The sequence below is a fragment of the Streptomyces sp. NBC_00873 genome, assembly GCF_045207415.1.
Lineage (GTDB): Bacteria > Actinomycetota > Actinomycetes > Streptomycetales > Streptomycetaceae > Streptomyces.
On sequence record NZ_CP108803.1, the window covers coordinates 1,794,676 to 1,816,350 of the forward strand.

Here is a 21,675-nt window from a genome sequence, read left to right on the forward strand (position 1 = left end):
GCGCAGTGGAGTCGTTGCTCATTCCACGTCTGCCTGGGTCATGCGAATGAGTGCCTCGACGTCCATCTCGTCGATGGATACGGCGTCGTCACCCGTGGACTCGGCGTCACCGGGGCCGCCGGAGGCCAGCTCGACCAGCGTGTCGAGCAGCCCGGCCTGACGCAGGCGGCCGATCGGGATCGAGGCGAGCAGGTCGCGGATCTCGTCCTCCTCGGCACGCCGGCCCGTGTCGCCCGATGCCGCGCCCGGCATGGCGACCGGGATCAGGTAGCGCGCCACCGCCAGCGGATTCGGGTGGTCGAAGACGAGGGTGGTGGGCAGTCGCAGGCCGGTGGCCGGAGTGAGCCGGTTGCGCAGTTCCACCGCCGCCAGTGAGTCGAAGCCGAGCTCCTTGAAAGCGCGGTCGGGTTCGATGCTCTCGGCCGAGGCGTGCCCCAGCACCGAGGCGACCTGGGCCCGTACGAGATCGAGCGTGATGCGCTCCCACTCCTCCGGGTCCGCCCCGGCCAGGCGGTCGGCGAGCGAGCGGCCGACGGTCCCGGTCCGCCGCGCCGGCGTCCGGACGAGTCCCCGCATCAGCGCGGGCAGCAGGCCGGACTGCGCCTGGGCCCGCAGCGCCGGCTGGTCGAGGCGGGCGGGCACGAGCAGGGCCTCGTCGAGCTGCCGTGCCGCGTCGAACAGTTCGAGCCCCAGCTCGTTCGACAGTGCGGCGACACCCATGCGCTCCAGCCGAGCGAGTCCGGCCTCGCCGAGTTCACCGGTCATACCTGTGGCGTCGCCCCAGAGGCCCCACGCCAGCGAGCTGGCCGGCCTTCCCTCCGCCCGGCGCCGGGCGGCCAGAGCATCCAGGAAGGCGTTGGCCGCGGCGTAGTTGGCCTGGCCCGGACTGCCGATCAGCGCGGCGAGGGAGGAGAAGAGGACGAACGCCGAGAGCTCCATGTCCGCGGTCAGTTCGTGCAGGTTCAGCGCCGCGTCGATCTTCGGTCGCATCACCCGCTCCAGCTGTTCCGGCGTCAGCGACTCGATCACACCGTCGTCCAGCACACCGGCCGAGTGGATCACGGTGCGCAGGGGGTGCTCCAGCTCGCCGAGCAGCTGTGCCAGCTGCTCGCGGTCGGACACGTCGCATGCCGCCGCCCGGGCGTCGGCACCGAGTTCCGCCAGCTCCGCGAGCAGTTCCGGTACGCCGTCGGCGGCAGGGCCTCGCCGACTGACCAGCAGCAGGTTCTTGACGCCGTGCTGCCTGGCGAGGTGCTTGGCGAACAAGGCGCCCAGGCCGCCGGTGCCTCCGGTGATCAGGACCGTGCCGTCCTGGTCCAGCGGCGCCGGGACGGTCAGGACGACCTTGCCGGTGTTGCGGCCCTCGCGCAGGAACCGGAAGGCCTCCGCACCCCGGCGTACGTCCCAGGTACGGATCGGTGCGTGTTCGAGCACACCCTGTTCGAAGAGTGCGACGACTTCGGACAGCATTTCCTGGATGCGGTCGGGGCCGGCCTCCAGGAGGTCGTACGAGCGGTACCGCGTTCCGGCACGCTCGGCGGCGATGACGTCCGGGTCGCGGAGGTCTGCCTTGCCCATCTCGATGAACCGGCCACCGCGCGGCAGCAGATCCAGCGACGCATCGATGAACTCACCGGCCAGCGCGTTCAGCACCACATCGACGCCGGCGCCCTCCGTGACCTGGAGGAACTTCTCCCGGAAGGACAGGTCCCGGGAAGAGGCGATCCGGTCCTCGGCTACACCGAGGCCACGCACCGCGTCCCACTTCGGTTCGCTCGCCGTGGCCAGGACCTCCGCACCGAAGTGCCGCGCCAACTGCACCGCGGCCGACCCCACACCACCGGCAGCCGCGTGCACCAACAGCCGCTCACCGGGCTGCAGTGCGGCCAGGTCCACGAGGCCGTAGTACGCGGTGAGGTAGACCACGGGCAGGGCTGCTGCCTCGATGAACGAGAAGCTCTTCGGCATCGGCACGATCGTGCGCCGGTCTGCGATCGCCACCGGGCCGAAAGCGTCCAGCACCAAGCCGAACACCCGGTCGCCGGGGGCCAGGTCGGTCACCTCGGCGCCGACTTCCAGAACCACGCCGGCCGCCTCACTGCCGAGCGGGGCCTCGCCGGGATACATACCCAGCGCGATCAGCACATCCCGGAAGTTCAGACCCGCGGCCCGGATACCGACCCGCACCTCGTTGACACCAAGCGGTCGGTCCCCGCTCGAGGGAATGATCGCGAGGTCTTCCAGCGACCCCTTACGCTTGCTCCCCAGCCGCCAGGCACCATCGACAGCCGGCGCCTCTGCGCGTGCCAGGCGGGGGGCGAGCAGCTCTCCGGCACGGACCGCGAGCTGCGGCTCATCAACACCGATCACCGCGGACCACTCCGGAACCACGTCACCATCGACATCCACGAGCGTGATCCGGCCCGGATGCTCCGACTGCGCACTGCGCACCAGACCCCACACCGGAGCCTGCACCAGATCCGGAACCTGCTCACCCACCCCAACCGCGTTACGCGTCACCACCAACAGCCGCGCACCCGCCAGCACCTCACTGGCCAGCCACCGCTGAAGCAACTCCAACGTGCCCGCCACCACCGCCCGCGCAGCCGAAGCCACATCCGACACCGGCAACGACTCCACCGCAACAGCCACGACCTCCGGAACAGCAGCCCCCTCAGCCACCGCCCCCTCCAACGCCGCCAGATCCGCGAAACGCTCACCCGGAACAAAGCACCCGCCCAGCACCGCCACCGAAGCCACCGGCCCCGCCGACGCCCCCGACACGGCCGACCAATCCAGCCGGAACAACGCGTTCTGCCCGCCCCGCCGAGCACCCTCCAGCTGCGCCCGATCCACCGGACGCACCGACAGCGCATCCACCGCGACAACCAGCGCACCACGCTCATCCACGACATCGATCCGCAACGCAGACCCCTCAGCCCGGCCAATACGCGCCCTCACCCGCGACCCGGCACCATGCCCCAACCGCACACCCGACCAGGAGAACGGAAGATCCACACCAGAAGCCGGATCCCTCCCCACCAACCCACCGTGCAACACCGCATCGAACAACGCCGGATGCACACCAAAGCCCTCACCACCAGCGCCCTCGGGCAACACCACCTCGGCATACAGATCCTCACCGACCCGCCACGCCGCACGCAGCCCCTGAAACACCGGCCCGTACTCATAACCGCTCTCAGCAAGCCGCGGGTACAGCGCTTCAAGGGCAACAGGTGCCGCCGCCCTGGGCGGCCAGGCCGTGGGGAACGGGCTCGACTCCTCGGTCCTGGTCGTCAGCCACCCACGCGCATGGCAGACAGCCGCATCCTCGACCGTCTCCGCCCGGGAATACACCCCGACCTCGCGACGACCGTCCTCGTCCTGCACACCAACCATGACCTGCACCTGCCGCGCAGCACCCTCATCCAAGATCAGAGGAGCCTGCAGCACCAACTCGTCCACGACCGGGGTGCCGACCTCGGTTCCTGCGGCCAGGGCCAGTTCGACGAGAGCGGCGCCCGGCAGGAGCACGGTGCCGAGGACGGCATGATCCTGTGTCCACGGCTGGGCGTCCTGCGACACCCGCCCCGTGAACAGCCACTCGTCCCGCTCGCCCACCTGTACCACTGCGGCCAGCAGCGGGTGCGTGATGCGACCGAGCCCGTTTGCCGCCGGATCGCCTGCCGAGCCCGGCATCATCCAGTAGTGCTGCCGCTGGAACGCGTACGTCGGCAGCTGGACACGCTGCGCCCCGCTGTTCGAGTAGAACGCCTGCCAGTCCACCGATGCGCCGACCGTGTGCGCCTCGGCCAGGGACATGGCGAAGCGTTCGAATCCGCCCTCGCCGCGGCGCAGCGACCCGAGCACGGTGGCTCGGTCGCCTGCGTCCAGGGCATGGATCGTCTCCTCCACCGGGAGCTTCAGCACGGGGTGCGGGGAGACCTCGATGAAACAGTTCATGCCGTTGTCGAGCAGTGCGCGGACACCCGACTCGAAGCCGACCTGGCCGCGCAGGTTCTGGTACCAGTAGGCGGCACCGAGCTCGGTCGTGTCGACGAACTCGCCCCGCAGCGTGGAGTAGAAGGGGATGCGGCCGGGGCCCGGCGTGATGGGTGCGAGGAGGTCGAGAAGTTCGCTCTCGATCGTCGCGACCTGGGCGGAATGCGAGGCGTAGTCTACCGATACGCGGTTCAGCCGGATCTCGGCACGCTTGCACACGGTCGCGAGGTCGTCCAGCGCCGCCGCCTCACCGGAGACGACTGCCGCGGACGGGCCGTTGACCGCCGCGATCGATATACGCCCTTCGTAGGGCTCGATCAGTTCCTCGACCCGGTCCACGGGGAGCGCGACCGAGGCCATGCCTCCCTTGCCCGCCAGGCGCTCGCGGATGGCGCGGCTGCGCAGCGCCACGACCCGGGCGGCGTCGTCCAGCGACAGGGCGCCGGCCACGTAGGCGGCGGCGATCTCTCCCTGTGAGTGCCCGAGGACCGCCTCGGGCACGACACCGTACGACTGCCAGAGCGCGGCCAGCGACACCATCACCGCGAACAGCGCGGGCTGCACCACGTCGACCCGGTCCAGCGAGGGAGCGCCGGCTGCGCCGCGCAGTACGTCCTCCAACTGCCAGTCCAGGTGGGCGGACAGTGCCTTGCCGCAGGCGGCGAACTCGGCGGCGAAGACCGGCGCGGAGTCCAGCAGGTCCACCGCCATCCCCTCCCATTGGGCACCCTGCCCGGGGAAGACGAAGACCGCCCGGTCGCCGCTGCTCCGGCCTTCCTGTACGTGTGCGGCGGGTTCTGCGGTGGAGAGGGCCTTGAGCCCGGACAGCAGTGAGCCCCGGTCGGTGGCCACGACGGCCGCCCGCTTCTCCAGTTGGGCCCGAGTGGTCGACGACGAGAAGCCGATGTCGAGGACCCGGAGTTCGGGCTGGGCGATCATCAGTGCGCGCAGCCGGTCCGCCTGCGCACGCAGCGCCGCGTCGCTGCCCGCGGACAGCAGTACCGGTACGGCCTCCGAGGACGCGCCGTCGACGACAGACGTCCCGGCACGGACGGGCTCGACGGGTGTTCCGGCATCGGCCGGCTCCGGGGGCGTCGCGGCATCGGCAGGCTCGGTGGGCGCCTCCTCGAGGATCACGTGCGCGTTGGTGCCACTGACACCGAAGGACGATACGCCTGCGCGACGCAGCCGTTCCCCGGCCGACCAGGGCTGCGCCTCGGTCAGCAGGGTCACCTCGCCGGCTGTCCAGTCGACGTTGGGTGAGGGGGCGTCGACGTGCAGGGTGCGCGGCAGCACACCGTTGCGCAGCGCCATCACCATCTTGATGATCCCGGCCACACCGGCGGCGGCCTGCGTGTGCCCGATGTTGGACTTGACCGAACCGAGCCGCAGCGGCCCGTTCTCCCGGTCCTGGCCATACGTCGCCAGCAGGGCCTTGGCCTCGATCGGGTCTCCGAGCGGGGTTCCGGTGCCATGGCCCTCGACGGCGTCGACGTCGGCTGCGCGCAGCCCGGCGTCCACGAGCGCCTGACGGATCACCCGCTCCTGCGAGGGGCCGTTCGGCGCCGTCAGACCATTGCTCGCACCGTCCTGGTTGACCGCGCTGCCCCGGATCACGGCCAAGACCTGGTGGCCGTTGCGGCGGGCGTCGGAAAGGCGCTCAAGGACCAGCAGACCGGAACCCTCGGCCCAGCCGACGCCGTCGGCCGCAGCCGAGTACGCCTTGCAGCGCCCGTCGGGCGACACCCCGCGCTGGCGGCTGAACTCGATGAAGATGTTCGGCCGCGCCAGCACGGTGACACCGCCGACCAGCGCCAGCGAGCATTCACGTGCGCGCAGCGCCTGACCCGCCTGGTGCACCGCGACGAGCGAGGACGAACAGGCCGTGTCCACGGTGACCGCGGGGCCGGTGAAGCCGAAGGTGTAGCTGATACGCCCGGACGCGACGCTGCCCGCCGACGCGATCGAGAGGTAGCCCTCGACCTCGGGCCGCCGGTCGCTCGTTCCGGCGACGAACCCGTAGTCCTGGTACATCACTCCGCAGAACACACCCGTGTCGCTGCCCCGCAGCGTCGTGATGTCGATGCCGGCGTCCTCGAATGCCTCCCAGGCCGATTCGAGGAGCAGTCGCTGCTGTGGATCCATGACCAAGGCCTCACGCGGGCTGACGCCGAAGAAGTCGGCGTCGAACTCGGCTGCCCGGTCCACGAATCCGCCACCGCGGGCGTACGACGTACCGGTGTGGTCCGGGTCCGGGTCGTAGAGGTTCTCCACGTCCCAGCCGCGGTCCGACGGGAACTCTGCGGCGGTGCCGATCCGGCCCTCTGCGACGAGCTGCCACAGCTCGTCGGGGGAGGTGACACCGCCCGGATAGCGGCAGCTCATCCCGACGATGGCCAGCGGCTCGTTCGCGCGGTCCTCGTAGTCCTTGAGGCGCGCCCGGGTCGTGTCGAGATCAGTGGCCAGCCGCTTCACGTAGCGAACGAGCTTCTCCTGCTGCTGGACATCGTTCACTTCAGTGCTCATCCCCGTTGTCCTGTTCGGTGCGTGGTGGTCTTGGGGCATGGGCTAGGCCTCGCCGAATTCGGCGTCCAGGAGTTCCAGGACTTCGCCCATGCTGTTGGCCGCCTCGATGCGGTCACTCGTCCCTTGCGTGCCGTTGTCGGTGATCGTGCTGAGAAGGAGGCGAAGCCGACCGGCCACCTGTGCCTTCTCTGCGCCGTCCAGGCCCGTGACCAGCGTTTCGAGCCGGCCGAGTTGCTCCTCGACGGAGGGCTCCGCGGTGGCACCACTGCCGAGTTCGGACAGCAGCAGCTCCGCGACCGACATCGTCGTCGGGTGGTCGAAGACCATGGTGGGCGCCAGCCGTACGCCGCTGGCCCGTGTCAGCCGGTTCCGCAGTTCGACCGCGGAGAGCGAGTCGAATCCGAGGTCCTTGAACGCACGCGACGGACTGATGGTGCCGGGCGAGGAGTGCCCGAGTACGGCCGCCACCTGCTGCTGCACGAATTCCAGTACGGTCCGCTCCCGCTCGGCGGCCGGAATGCCGGCGAACTGCTGGGCAAGGGAGATGCTCACGGACTCGGTGCGTCGCGCTACGGGAGCAAGCGCACGCAGCAGCGTCGGCAGCGTGCCGGCGCGTGCCCTCGCCCTGAGCCCGCCGACGTCGAGGAGCACCGGGGCGAGCAGGGCAGCGTCGAACTGCGCCGATCTGTCGAAGAGTTCGAGGCCGAGACCGGTGGGCAGCGGTTGTACGCCGTTGCGTGCCAGCCTGGCGAGTTCGGCCTCGTTGAGCTCGCCGCCCATGCCGGCGGACTCGGCCCACAGACCCCATGCCAGGGAGATCGCGGGCAGCCCGTCGGCCCGTCGCCGGGCGGCGAGGACGTCCAGGAATGCGTTGGCCGCGGCATAGTTCGCCTGACCAGGAGTGCCGATCAGAGCGGTGATCGAGGAGAACAGGACAAAGGCCGACAGCTCCATGTCCACGGTCAGTTCGTGCAGGTGAAGGGCCGCGTCCAGCTTCGGACGCATTACGCGCTCCAGCTGTTCCGGCGTCATCGAGTCGACGAGGCCGTCGTCCAGCACCCCCGCGGCATGGACCACTGCTGTCAACGGGCGCTCCAGCGAACCGAGGAGCTGCGCGAGCCGGCCGCGGTCGGCGACGTCGCAGGCCGCCACCCGCACCTGCGCACCCAGCGCCTCCAGGCCCGCCACCAGCTCCGGGACACCCTCGGCGGCCGGGCCGCTTCGGCTGACCAGAGTGAGGTGCCGCGTGCCGTACTCCTTCACGAAATGCTCGGCGAACACCGCGCCCAGACCGCCCGTACCGCCGGTGATCAGCACGGTGCCGTCCGGGTCCCAGGGGCGACGGAGCTCGTCGGACGTGCCGGACTCGCCGACCCGGACCAGGCGCGGCGCGAACAGCCGACCCGAGCGGACCGCGAGCTGAGGCTCGGCCAGGTCGGCCAGTGAGGCCCAGTCCGGCGCCTCTCCGTCGACGTCCACCAGGAGGAACCGGTCCGGGTGTTCGGACTGCGCACTGCGCACCAGACCCCAGACCGGAGCCGACACCGGATCGCCTGCCTCGTCGCCCACTGCGATACCTCGGCGGGTGACCACCACCAATTGGGCGGCTGCCAACGACTCGGCGTCCAGCCACCGCTGCACCAGAGCCAGCGTGCTTCGGGCGACGGTATGGGCCGCCGCGACACTCAGCTCGGTCGGGGCACCGATCGATGCGACGACCAGCTCCGGAGCGGGCGCCCCCACGGCCACCGACCGCTCAAGTGAGTCGAGTTCGGCGAGGTAGTCGAAGTCGAGGTCGGTGTGGCCCGTCGACCCGAGCGTGACGACTCGGGCCGGTGCCGTACCCGGCCCACCGGTCTGCTCGACCGGCACCCAATCGATACGGAACAAGGCTTCGCCCTGGTCGCGGCGGACCGCCTTCAGTTGCGCCTGATCGATGGTCCGGAACTTCAATTTCTCTACATGGACGATGAGTTCGCCCTTTTCCGAGACCATTTCCAGGCAAAGCTCGGAATTACCGGCCGAGCCGATCCGCACCCTGAGGGAAGCCGCGGCTGCCCCACCGAAGTGCACCCCCGACCAGGAGAAGGGGAGACGTACCGAGCCGTCGCCCGCGTCGATCCAGTCGAGGCCTCCGTGCAGGGCGGCGTCGAACACGGCGGGATGGATACCGAAGCCCTGGGCGGTGTCGGCCTCTTCAACGCGGAGCACCACCTCGGCATAGACGCTGTCCGCGTCGCGCCAGGCTGCCCGTACGCCTTGGAAGGCCGGCCCGTATGCGTAGCCGAGGTCGGCGAGCCGGGCGTACAGCACGTCGGTGTCGAGGGGCTGCGCACCGGCCGGTGGCCACTGCGCCGACCATGCGGTGGCGAGTTCCTCCGCCGTGGCGAGCATGCCCCGGGCGTGACATACCGCCTGCTGCCCCGCATCGTCGCTCACCTCGGGGCTGGAGAAGACGGCCACCTCCCGGCGGCCCTCGTCATCGGCCGCACCGACGGTCACCTGCACCCGAACCGCCACACTGTCATCCAGCATCAGGGGCGCCTCGAGGACCAGCTCCTCGACCACCGGACTGCCCGCCTCCCGACCCGCGGCACCGGCCAACTCGACCAGCGCAGTACCGGGAACGATCACCGAACCGAGCACCACATGGTCCCGAACCCACGGCGCGGTGTCGTGGGAGAGACGTCCGGTGAAGACCCACTCGTCCCGGTCACCGACCGAAACCGCAGCACTGAGAATCGGGTGATCGATGCGCCCGAGGCCGGCCGCGGCCGGGTCCCCGGAGCCCGAACCTGCACCCTGTGTGAGCCAGTACCGCTCGCGCTGGAACGCGTAGGTCGGCAGTTCGACGCGTCGGGCTCCGGTGCCTGCGTAGAAGGTGTCCCAGTCGATCGGGATGCCCGCGGCATGGGCCTGGCCCAGGAAGCCGGCGAACGCCTCTGCCTCCGGAACACGCGCCCGCAGCACCGGCACGAACACCGCACCCTCATCGTCGAGAGAGACCAGGGTCTGGCGGGTCAGCGCGGTCAGGACCGCATCCGGGCCCAGCTCCACAAACCGGGTGACACCCTCCGCGGCAAGCGTGCGCACGCCGTCCGCGAAGCGGACTGCTTCACGCACATGACTCACCCAGTACGACGGATCCGCAAGCTCGGACGACACCAAAGCGCCAGTCAAGTTCGACACCACCGCCATCGACGGCTGATGGAACGTCAACCCCTCCGCAATCATGCGGAACTCATCAAGCATCGGCTCCATCAGCGGCGAGTGGAACGCATGACTGACCCGCAGACGTGTCGCCCTACGCCCCTGCTCCTGCCACTGCGGCAGCCACTCCTCGATCGCCTCCAGCTCACCAGAGACCACCACAGCCATCGGACCATTGACCGCAGCAACCGACAGACGGCCCTCGAAACCGGCAAGGGACTGCGCTACTTCTTCTTCAGTGGCCTGGACGGCGACCATGCCACCACCCTCAGGCAGTGCACCCATCAGCCGGCCCCGCGCGGCCACCAGCGCGCACGCGTCCTCCAGCGACAACACACCCGCCACATGCGCACACGCCAACTCACCCACCGAATGCCCGATCAGCACATCCGCCCGAACACCCAGCGCCTCCAGCAGACGGAACAACGCCACCTCAACCGCAAACAAGGCGGCCTGCGTGAACTCCGTCCGATCCAAAAGCGCCGCCTCCGCAGAACCTTCCTCCGAGAACAGCAACTCCTTCAACGACCGGCCCAGCACCGAGTCGAGCTTGCCGCACACCTCGTCCAAGGCCTCAGCGAACACCGGATACGCCGCAGCAAGCCCCGCACCCATCCCCGCACGCTGCGCACCCTGACCCGAAAACAGGAAACCCGTCCTGCCGGAAACCAGGCCCGCGCCCGGCCGCTCCACAACCAGCGCGCCCAGCGCTGCAAGCAGACCATCCCGGTCGGACGCCACAACGGCCGCCCGCCGGTCGAACTGCGCCCGCGACTTCACCGCCGAGAACGCCACATCCAGCACACCCAACTCAGGACGCGCCAGCACATGCGACCTCAACCGCTCCACCTGAGCAACCAACGCCCCCGCACTCTTACCCGACACCACCACCGGCACCGGCACCGGCACAACAGGTGCTGCTGAGGGAGTGTCACCCTCAGTACCGGCAGCAGCCTTCCCTGCCGGTGCCTCCTCCAGGATCACGTGAGCGTTCGTTCCGCTCACGCCGAAGGACGACACACCCGCACGGCGGGTCCGGTCGCCACCCGGCCACTCGACAGCCTCGGTCAGCAGCTCGACCTCACCTGCGGTCCAGTCGATGTGCGGCGACGGCTCATCCACATTCAAGGTCTGCGGCAGCACACCGTGCTGCATCGCCTTGACCATCTTGATCACACCCGCCACACCAGCAGCAGCCGACGCGTGACCGATATTCGACTTGATCGAACCCAACCGCAGCGGACCGTTCACCCGGTCCTGCCCATAAGTCGCCAGCAACGCCTGCGCCTCGATCGGGTCACCCAACCGCGTACCCGTGCCATGACCCTCGACCGCGTCCACATCCGCCGGCGACAACCCCGCATTAGCGAGGGCCTGACGGATGACACGCTCCTGCGAGGGACCATTTGGCGCCGTCAGACCATTACTCGCACCATCCTGGTTGACCGCACTGCCCCGCAGAACACCCAGAATCCGGTGACCATTGCGCTGCGCATCCGACAACCGCTCCAGAACGACCAGACCCACACCGTCGGAGAAACCAGTGCCATCCGCACCCGCCGCATACGACTTGCACCGCCCATCAGCCGCCAGACCCCGCTGACGACTGAACTCCTGCAACAAGAACGGCCCCGACATCACCGTCACACCACCGACAAGCGCCATCGAGCACTCACCCGAACGCAACGCCTGCGAAGCCAGATGCATCGCCACCAACGACGACGAACACGCCGTATCCACCGACACCGCCGGCCCCTCCAGACCGAGGCTGTACGCGACCCGGCCCGACACCACGCTGGACGTCGTTCCCGTCAGCCGGAAACCCTCCAGCTCCGGCGGCATCGTCAAGCTGTAGTCCATGGGCACGACACCGGCGAAGACACCTGTGTCACTGCCACGCAGCGCGGCCGGATCGATCCCGGCGTCCTCCAACGCCTCCCAGGACGCCTCCAACAGCAACCGCTGCTGCGGATCCATCGCCAGTGCCTCACGCGGACTGATCCCGAAGAAAGCCGCATCGAACTCGCCGGCATCGTCCACAAAGCCGCCGCCGCGCGTGTACACAGTCCCCGCCTGCTCGGGATCGGGGTCGTAGAGCCGCTCCAGATCCCAGCCACGGTCCGTCGGCAGACCCGAGATCGCATCCCGGCCCTCCGCCACCAACCGCCACAACCCCTCAGGCGACGTCACACCACCCGGATACCGGCACGCCATACCCACAATCGCCAACGGCTCGACCTCGCGCTCTTCCAGGTCGCGAATCCGCCGATTGGCCGAGCGCAGTTCGCCCGTCACCTTCCGTAAGTACAGGCGCAGCTTCTGCTCGTCAGACGTCGAGATGCCCTGCGCGTCGTCCCCCGTGGCCTGCTTCATGCCATTCCGATCTCTTTGTCGATCATCTCGAAAATCTCGTCGTCCGACACTTCGTCGAGGTCGTCGACCTCCTCCGCGAGCGTGTCGTCGCGGCCACCACCCATTCCGCTGAGGACGGTCCGCACACGGTTGCCGAGGGAGCGCAGGCGCAGCTCCAACGCGATCAGCTCGTCCTCTTCCCCGGACGCAAGCAGCAATTCCATCTGCCTCAGCGTCTCGTCCAGCAGAGAGGGGCTGTTCTCCTGCAGCCCCCCGGCCCGGTCGTGGAGGAGTTCGGCAACAGCGACCGGGGTCGGGTGGTCGAAGACCAGCGTGGTGGGCAGTCGCAGGCCGGTGGTCTTCGTGAGCCGGTTGCGCAATTCGACCGCGGCCAACGAGTCCAGCCCGAGTTCCTTGAACGAGTGATCCGCGTCGATCGTGGCCGCCGACGCGTGGCCGAGTACCGCCGCTACGTGCGTCTGTACCAATTCCTGGATCACCCGCACCCGATCGCCCTCGGGCACCTTCACAAGCTGCTCTGCCAATGAGCCACCGGTCGAATCGGTGCGCCGGGCGGGTTCGCGGACGAGGCCGCGGAACAGTTCCGGCAGCGCTCCCACCCGCAACTGCTCTTGCAGGGCAGCGGAGTTCAGCCGAGCCGAGACCGTCATGGCCGTGTCCAGCAGTTGCGCGCTGTCAAACAATTCGACGCCCAGTTCGTTGGGCAGTGGCTCGATTCCCATCCGGGCCCAGCGCGCCGCGCTGCCTTCGTCGAGCGTCCCAGCCATGCTGCGGGCTTCGGCCCACAGGCCCCAGACCAGGGAGGTTCCCGGCAACCCTGCAGCCCGTCGCCGCGCGGCCAACGCGTCGAGTCCGGAATTGGCGGCCGCGTAGTTGGCCTGACCCGGGCTGCCGATCAGAGCGGCGACCGAGGAGAACAGGGCGAAGGCCGACAGCTCCATGTTCACGGTCAGTTCGTGCAGGTGCAGGGCCGCGTCCAGCTTCGGACGCATCACCCGCTCGAACTGTGCCGGCGTCAGCGACTCGATCACGCCGTCATCCAGCACACCGGCGGTGTGGATCACCGCCGTCAGAGGCCGGTCCAGCGCACCGATCAACTGCCCGAGCTGGTGGCGGTCGGCGACATCGCATGCCGCCACCTCCACCTGCGCGCCCAAAGCCTCGATTTCCGCGCGCAGTTCGGCCGCACCGTCGGCATCGGGGCCTCGTCGGCTGACCAGCAGCAGATGCCTGGCGCCGTACTTGCGGACAAGGTGTTCAGCGAAGACCGCGCCCAGACCGCCCGTACCGCCGGTGATCAGTACGGTGCCGTCCGGGTCCAACGGCGCCGGAACCGTCAGCACGACCTTGCCGACATTGCGGCCCTCGCGCAGGAACCGGAACGCCTCCGCGCCCCGGCGCACGTCCCAGGTACGGATCGGCGCGTGTTCGAGCACACCCTTCTCGAAGAGCGCGACGACCTCGGACAGCATCTCCTGAATTCGCTCCGGCCCCGCCTCGAACAGGTCGTACGCCTGGTACGAGACGCCCGGGCGATCACGGGCGATGCGACCCGCATCGCGGAGGTCTGCCTTGCCCATCTCGATGAACCGGCCACCGCGCGGCAGCAGATCCAGCGACGCATCGATGAACTCACCGGCCAGCGCGTTCAGCACCACGTCGACACCGGCACCCTCCGTGGCCTGGAGGAACTTCTTCCGGAAGGACAAGTCTCGTGATGACGCGATCAGTTCAGCAGGGATGCCGGCGGCACGTACCGCGTCCTGCTTGCTCCGGCTGGCCGTCGCCAGAACTTCCGCTCCGAAGTGGCGGGCCAGCTGCACTGCGGCCGTGCCCACACCACCGGCGGCTGCGTGCACCAGCAACCGCTCACCGCGCTGCAGACCGGCGAGGTCCACGAGACCGTAGTACGCAGTGAGAAAGACCAACGGAACCGACGCTGCCTCGGTGAACGACCAGCCTTCCGGCATCGGCACAACCATCCGGCGATCGGCGATCGCCACCGGGCCGAAACCATCGGGCACCAGGCCCATCACTCGAGCACCCGGCACCAGGTCGGTCACCTCGGCACCGACTTCGAGGACCACACCGGCCGCCTCGCTGCCGAGTGGGGCCTCGCCGGGATACGTGCCCAGCGCGATCAGCACGTCCCGGAAGTTCAGACCCGCAGCCCGTACCCCGACCCGCACCTCGTTGACGGCGAGCGGCCGGTCGGCTCCGGAGCGGACGATCTCAAGACCGTCCAGCGAGCCCTTGCGTTCGATCGACAAGCGCCACGCGCCATCGGGGGTCGCCGCGGTCGGCCGGGTACGTGCCAGACGGGGCACGAGTACGCGACCTGCGCGTACAGCCAACTCCGGCTCGGACACGGCGAGGAGAGAGTCCCACTCGGCCTCGCCTCCGGTCTCGTCGAGGTCGACGAGGACGAACCTTCCCGGGTGCTCCGACTGGGCGCACCGCACCAGCCCCCACACCGGTGCCAGCGTCAGATCCGGGAGGTCGTCGCCCACCGCGATGCCACGGCGCGTGACGATGACCAGCCGTGAGTCGTCCAGCCACGCGCTCGCCAGCCACCGCTGGACCAGGTCCAGGGTGTGGCAGGCCACGGAACGGGCCGCCTGGGCGGCGTCGCCGTCATCCACGTTCAGGATCTGGACGAGAACCGTTTCCGGGGCCGACTCACCGGCGGCGACGGCATCTTCCAGCGCGTCGAGGTCCGCGAAACGCGGCACCGGTATCGGTATCGGCAGGTCTCCGAGCACCACCACGCGGCCCTCGGAGGCCTGATCGGTGGCGCCGAGGACGGTCCAGTCGACCTGGAACAGCGCGTTGTGCGTCGTCGACCGTCCTCCGTTGAGCTTGGCACGCTCGGCCGGCCGGAACACCAGCCGTTCCACACCGCCGGCCGCCACACCGCGCTCATCGGCAAGGTCGATCCGTAGTCCGGTCTCGTCCACCGGGGTGACACGCACCCGTACCCGGGAGCGGCCGGTCTGCGCCAACCGAACGCCGGACCAGGAGAACGGCAGCTGCGTGACCGACTCGTCGCCCGTGGCCAGGCCTTCGAGACCGCCGTGCAGAGCAGCGTCGAGCAGAGCCGGGTGAATACCGAACGCGCCTCCGGCTTCGACCTGCTCGTCGGAGAGGGCGAGCTCCGTGTAGACGCTGTCCGCGTCGCGCCAGGCTGCCCGTACGCCTTGGAAGGCCGGCCCGTATGCGTAGCCGAGGTCGGCGAGCCGGGCGTACAGCACGTCGGTGTCGAGGGGCTGCGCACCGGCCGGTGGCCACTGCGCCGACCATGGGGTGGCGAGTTCCTCCGCCGTGGCGAGCATGCCCCGGGCGTGACATACCGCCTGCTGCCCCGCGTCGTCGCTCACCTCGGGGCTGGAGAAGACGGCCACCTCCCGGCGGCCCTCGTCATCGGCCGCACCGACGGTCACCTGCACCCGAACCGCCACACTGTCATCCAGCATCAGGGGCGCCTCGAGGACCAGCTCCTCGACCACCGGACTGCCCGCCTCCCGACCCGCGGCACCGGCCAACTCGACCAGCGCAGTTCCGGGAACGATCACCGAACCGAGCACCACATGGTCCCGAACCCACGGCGCGGTGTCGTGGGAGAGGCGTCCGGTGAAGACCCACTCGTCCCGGTCACCGACCGAAACCGCAGCACTGAGAATCGGGTGATCGATGCGCCCGAGGCCGGCCGCGGCCGGGTCCCCGGAGCCCGAACCTGCACCCTGTGTGAGCCAGTACCGCTCGCGCTGGAACGCGTAGGTCGGCAGCTCTACCTGCCGCGCACCCGTCCCTGCGTAGAAGGTGTCCCAGTCGATCGGGATGCCCGCGGCATGGGCCTGGCCCAGGAAGCCGGCGAACGCCTCTGCCTCCGGAACACGCGCCCGCAGCACCGGCACGAACACCGCACCCTCATCGTCGAGAGAGACCAGGGTCTGGCGGGTCAGCGCGGTCAGGACCGCATCCGGGCCCAGCTCCACAAACCGGGTGACACCCTCCGCGGCAAGCGTGCGCACGCCGTCCGCGAAGCGGACTGCTTCACGCACATGACTCACCCAGTACGACGGATCCGCAAGCTCGGACGACACCAAAGCGCCAGTCAGGTTCGACACCACCGCCATCGACGGCTGATGGAACGTCAACCCCTCCGCGATCATGCGGAACTCATCAAGCATCGGCTCCATCAGCGGCGAGTGGAACGCATGACTGACCCGCAGACGTGTCGCCCTACGCCCCTGCTCCTGCCACTGCCACTGCGGCAGCCACTCCTCGATCGCCTCCAGCTCACCAGAGACCACCACAGCCATCGGACCATTGACCGCAGCAACCGACAGACGGCCCTCGAAACCAGTCAGCGTTTCCCGGACCTCATCCTCGGTCGCCTCGACGGCGACCATGCCACCACCCTCAGGCAGTGCACCCATCAGCCGGCCCCGCGCAGCCACCAGCGCGCACGCGTCCTCCAGCGACAACACACCCGCCACATGCGCACACGCCAACTCACCCACCGAATGCCCGATCAGCACATCCGCCCGAACACCCAGCGCCTCCAGCAGACGGAACAACGCCACCTCAACCGCAAACAAGGCGGCCTGCGTGAACTCCGTCCGATCCAAAAGCGCCGCCTCCGCAGAACCTTCCTCCGCGAACAGCAACTCCTTCAACGACCTGGGCAGAACCGAATCAAACCGGGCACACACCTCGTCCAGAGCCTCAGCGAACACCGGATACACGGCCGCGAGACCCGCACCCATCCCCGCACGCTGCGCACCCTGACCCGAAAACAGGAAACCCGTCCTGCCGGAAACCAGGCCAGTGCCCGGCCGCTCCTCCACAAGTGATGCAAGCCCGGCCAGAAGACCATCCCGGTCGGACGCCACAACGGCCGCCCGCCGGTCGAACTGCGCCCGCGACTTCACCGCCGAGAACGCCACATCCAGCACACCCAACTCAGGACGCGCCAGCACATGCGACCTCAACCGCTCCACCTGAGCAACCAACGCCCCCGCACTCTTACCCGACACCACCACCGGCACCGGCACCGGCACCGGCACCGGCACAACAGGTGCTGCTGAGGGAGTGTCACCCTCAGTACCGGCAGCAGCCTTCCCTGCCGGTGCCTCCTCCAGGATCACGTGAGCGTTCGTTCCGCTCACGCCGAAGGACGACACACCCGCACGACGCGGCCGTCCTGCCGAGCCAGGCCACTCGGCTGCCTCGGTCAGCAGCTCGACCTCACCTGCGGTCCAGTCGATGTGCGGCGACGGCTCATCCACATTCAAGGTCTGCGGCAGCACACCGTGCTGCATCGCCTTGACCATCTTGATCACACCCGCCACACCAGCAGCAGCCGACGTGTGACCGATATTCGACTTGATCGAACCCAACCGCAGCGGACCGTTCACCCGGTCCTGCCCATAAGTCGCCAGCAACGCCTGCGCCTCGATCGGGTCACCCAACCGCGTACCCGTGCCATGACCCTCGACCGCATCCACATCCGCCGGCGACAACCCCGCACTGGCGAGGGCCTGACGGATGACACGCTCCTGCGACGGACCATTCGGCGCCGTCAGACCATTACTCGCACCATCCTGGTTGACCGCACTGCCCCGCAGAACACCCAGAATCCGGCGGCCATTGCGCTGCGCATCCGACAACCGCTCCAGAACGACCAGACCCACACCGTCGGAGAAACCAGTGCCATCCGCACCCGCTGCATACGACTTGCACCGCCCATCAGCCGCCAGACCCCGCTGACGACTGAACTCCTGCAACAAGAACGGCCCCGACATCACCGTCACACCACCGACAAGCGCCATCGAGCACTCACCCGAACGCAACGCCTGCGACGCCAGATGCATCGCCACCAACGACGACGAACACGCCGTATCCACCGTGACAGCCGGCCCCTCGAACCCAAAGCTGTAGGCGACCCGGCCCGACACCACGCTGGACGTCGTGCCCGTCAGCCGGAAACCCTCCAGCTCCGGCGGCATCGTCAAGCTGTAGTCCATGGGCATGACGCCGGCGAAGACACCTGTGTCACTGCCACGCAGCGCGGCCGGATCGATCCCGGCGTCCTCCAACGCCTCCCAGGACGCCTCCAACAGCAACCGTTGCTGCGGATCCATCGCCAGTGCCTCACGCGGACTGATCCCGAAGAAGCCCGCATCGAACTCGCCGACGCCATCGAGAAAGCTGCCGCCTTGCATGTATATGGTGCCGGCCTGCTCGGGATCGGGGTCGTAGAGCCGCTCCAGATCCCAGCCACGGTCCGTCGGCAGACCACCGACCGCGTCACGCCCTTCGGCAACCAGCTGCCACAGTTCCGGTGGCGACGTCACACCGCCCGGATACCGGCATGCCATACCCACAATCGCCAGCGGCTCGTCCATCTGGGCGTGGCGCGACCTCGGGACGTGAATCGGGGCCCGGTCATGCCCGTCGATCTCGGATAGGAGCAGTCGGGCGACCGCGGTGGATGTCGGATGGTCGAAGACCAGCGTGCTGGGCAAGCCCAGGCCGGTGGCCTCCATGAGCCGGTTACGCAGTTCAACGCCCGCGAGGGAGTCGAATCCGAGGTCCTTGAAGGCGCGGAGAGGGTCCACCGATGTCGCGGAGGAATGCCCGAGTACCGCAGCCACCTGCGACAGAACCACATCCAGTACGGCCTGCTCGCGGTCAGCATCGGCAACAGCGGCCAACGTCTGCACCAGCGCACTGCTCTCGGGTGAAGGCTCCGCACGCTCTGATTTCGCCGGCAGCGTCCATTCGACGACTTCCGGGTCCCCGGAGCCCTCGCCCGGCGCGAGCCAGTACCGCTCGCGCTGGAAGGCGTAGGTCGGCAGTTCGACGCGTCGGGCTCCGGTGCCTGCGTAGAAGGTGTCCCAGTCGATCGGGATGCCGGCGGCATGGGCCTGGCCCAGGAAGCCGGCGAACGCCTCTGCCTCCGGAACACGCGCCCGCAGCACCGGCACGAACACCGCACCCTCATCGTCGAGAGAGTCCAGGGTCTGGCGGGTCAGCGCGGTCAGGACCGCATCCGGGCCCAGCTCCACGAACCGGGTGACACCCTCCGCGGCAAGCGTGCGCACGCCGTCCGCGAAGCGGACTGCTTCACGCACATGACTCACCCAGTACGACGGATCCGCAAGCTCGGACGACACCAAAGCGCCGGTCAGGTTCGACACCACCGCCATCGACGGCTGATGGAACGTCAACCCCTCCGCGATCATGCGGAACTCATCAAGCATCGGCTCCATCAGCGGCGAGTGGAACGCATGACTGACCCGCAGACGTGTCGCCCTACGCCCCTGCTCCTGCCACTGCGGCAGCCACTCCTCGATCGCCTCCAGCTCACCGGAGACCACCACAGCCATCGGACCATTGACCGCAGCAACCGACAGACGGCCCTCGAAACCAGTCAGCGTTTCCCCGACCTCATCCTCGGTCGCCTCGACGGCGACCATGCCACCACCCTCAGGCAGTGCACCCATCAGCCGGCCCCGCGCAGCCACCAGCGCGCACGCGTCCTCCAGCGACAACACACCCGCCACATGCGCACACGCCAACTCACCCACCGAATGCCCGATCAGCACATCCGCCCGGACACCCAGCGCCTCCAGCAGACGGAACAACGCCACCTCAACCGCAAACAGAGCGGCCTGCGTGAACTCCGTCCGATCCAAAAGCGCCGCCTCCGCAGAACCTTCCTCCGCGAACAGCAACTCCTTCAACGACCTGGGCAGAACCGAATCAAACCGGGCACACACCTCGTCCAGAGCCTCAGCGAACACCGGATACACGGCCGCGAGACCCGCACCCATCCCCGCACGCTGCGCACCCTGACCCGAAAACAGGAAACCCGTCCTGCCGGAAACCAGGCCAGTGCCCGGCCGCTCCTCCACAAGTGATGCAAGCCCGGCCAGAAGACCATCCCGGTCGGACGCCACAACGGCCGCCCGCCGGTCGAACTGCGCCCGCGACTTCACCGCCGAGAACGCCACATCCAGCACACCCAACTCAGGACGCGCCAGCACATGCAACCTCAACCGCTCCACCTGAGCAACCAACGCCCCCGCACTCTTACCCGACACCACCACCGGCACCACAGGCGCCGTCACAACATCCGCCCCACGCGGACCAACCCGCAGCTCGGACTGCTCCACAGCCACGGAGGAGACAGCGGAGACCGAGGAGTTGGCCGTGAGCACCACGTGACAGCAGCTACCGCCGATCCCCAGCGATGTCACCCCTGCCGTGATGGGCTGCCCTTCGGCAGGCCACGGTTCGTTCTCCGTCACCACACGAAGGCCCAACTCGTCCAAGGCGATCTGCGGATTGGGCCGCACAAAGTTCAGGCTCGGGACGAATTCGCGTCGGTTGATGCACAGCGCGGTCTTGATCAGACCGGCGATGCCGGCGGCGCCTTCCAGGTGGCCGATGTTCGTCTTGACCGAACCGACCGCCAGCGGTGCCGCGGACGGATGCGAAGAGCTGAACACGGATCCCAGGGCCCGCGCCTCGATCGGATCGCCGACGCGGGTACCCGTCCCGTGCAGTTCGACGTACTGCACCTGGGACGCTTCGACTTGAGCGTTCTCCAGGGCTTCCGTGATCGTGCGTATCTGTGTGTCGGCACTCGGGACCGTCAGTCCGCCATCGCCGGATCCGGTTCCGACGGCACTGCCCTCGATGACCGCATAGATGCGATCGCCGTCCTCGATCGCCCGCGTCAGCGGCTTGAGAACAACGAGGCCACCGCCCTCACCTCGGACGTATCCGTTGGCCCGCTCGTCGAAGACATAGCACTTGCCGTCCGGGGACAGGGCACCCGCTGCCTCGACGACGCTGCTGCTGATGGGCGACACATTGAGGTGGACGCCGCCCGCGAGGGCGATCTCGCTCTCACCCCTGCGCAGGCTTTCGCAAGCGAGGTGAACGGAGACGAGTGACGAAGACTGACCCGTGTCGACGGTCATGCTGGGGCCCGACAGGCCCAGGCTGTAGGAGATCCGGTTGGCGACTATCGCGCGCCCCACACCCGTCAGGGTGTGCCGGGTAATTCCGTTCGCTCCCGATAACGCGAGGAGGTCCGCATAGTCGGCAGCCATGACGCCCATGAAGACGGCCATTCGTGGCGAAGTGTCCGGTGTGACGACGATTCCGGCATCTTCCAACCCCTGCCACGCCAGCTCCAGCGCCAGCCGCTGCTGAGGGTCGATATTCGCCGCTTCGCGCGGCGTTATGTTAAAAAAGTCCGGATCGAACTCGTCGATACCGTCGACAAATCCGCCGCAATTCGGACCTAAAGGACGATCGGCGTCACGTACACGGATAGCGTCGAAACCGTCGCGCAGCCGACTCCAGAGCTCATTCGGACTCGACGAATCCGGCAATCGAGCCGCAATTCCAACGATTGCCACGCGCTGAGAACATAAGTCTGACACGAGAAAATCTCCCCCCGTTGCACCACAGCATTAAACCCGTGAATTACCTCACGTGAATTGGGACACAAGTTCATGCCGAGCGCACGCTAGCAGTCGCGCC

The 21,675-nt window shown here is 68.5% G+C and carries 1 protein-coding gene and 2 pseudogenes; all 3 read right to left on the reverse strand.

From position 1 onward, the window contains the following. Window positions 1-18: 18 nt before the first annotated feature. Window positions 19-6,411 (reverse strand): annotated as a pseudogene (locus tag OH809_RS08265) (type I polyketide synthase); the annotation flags it as partial. A 159-nt stretch (window positions 6,412-6,570) separates the two neighbouring features. Beyond that, window positions 6,571-12,036: pseudogene (locus OH809_RS08270) on the reverse strand (SDR family NAD(P)-dependent oxidoreductase); the annotation flags it as partial. Between the two features lie 71 nt (window positions 12,037-12,107). Beyond that, complete coding sequence (locus tag OH809_RS08275; protein WP_406514972.1) at window positions 12,108-21,551, reverse strand: SDR family NAD(P)-dependent oxidoreductase; 9,444 nt, start codon at window positions 21,549-21,551, stop codon at window positions 12,108-12,110. Window positions 21,552-21,675: the final 124 nt, after the last annotated feature.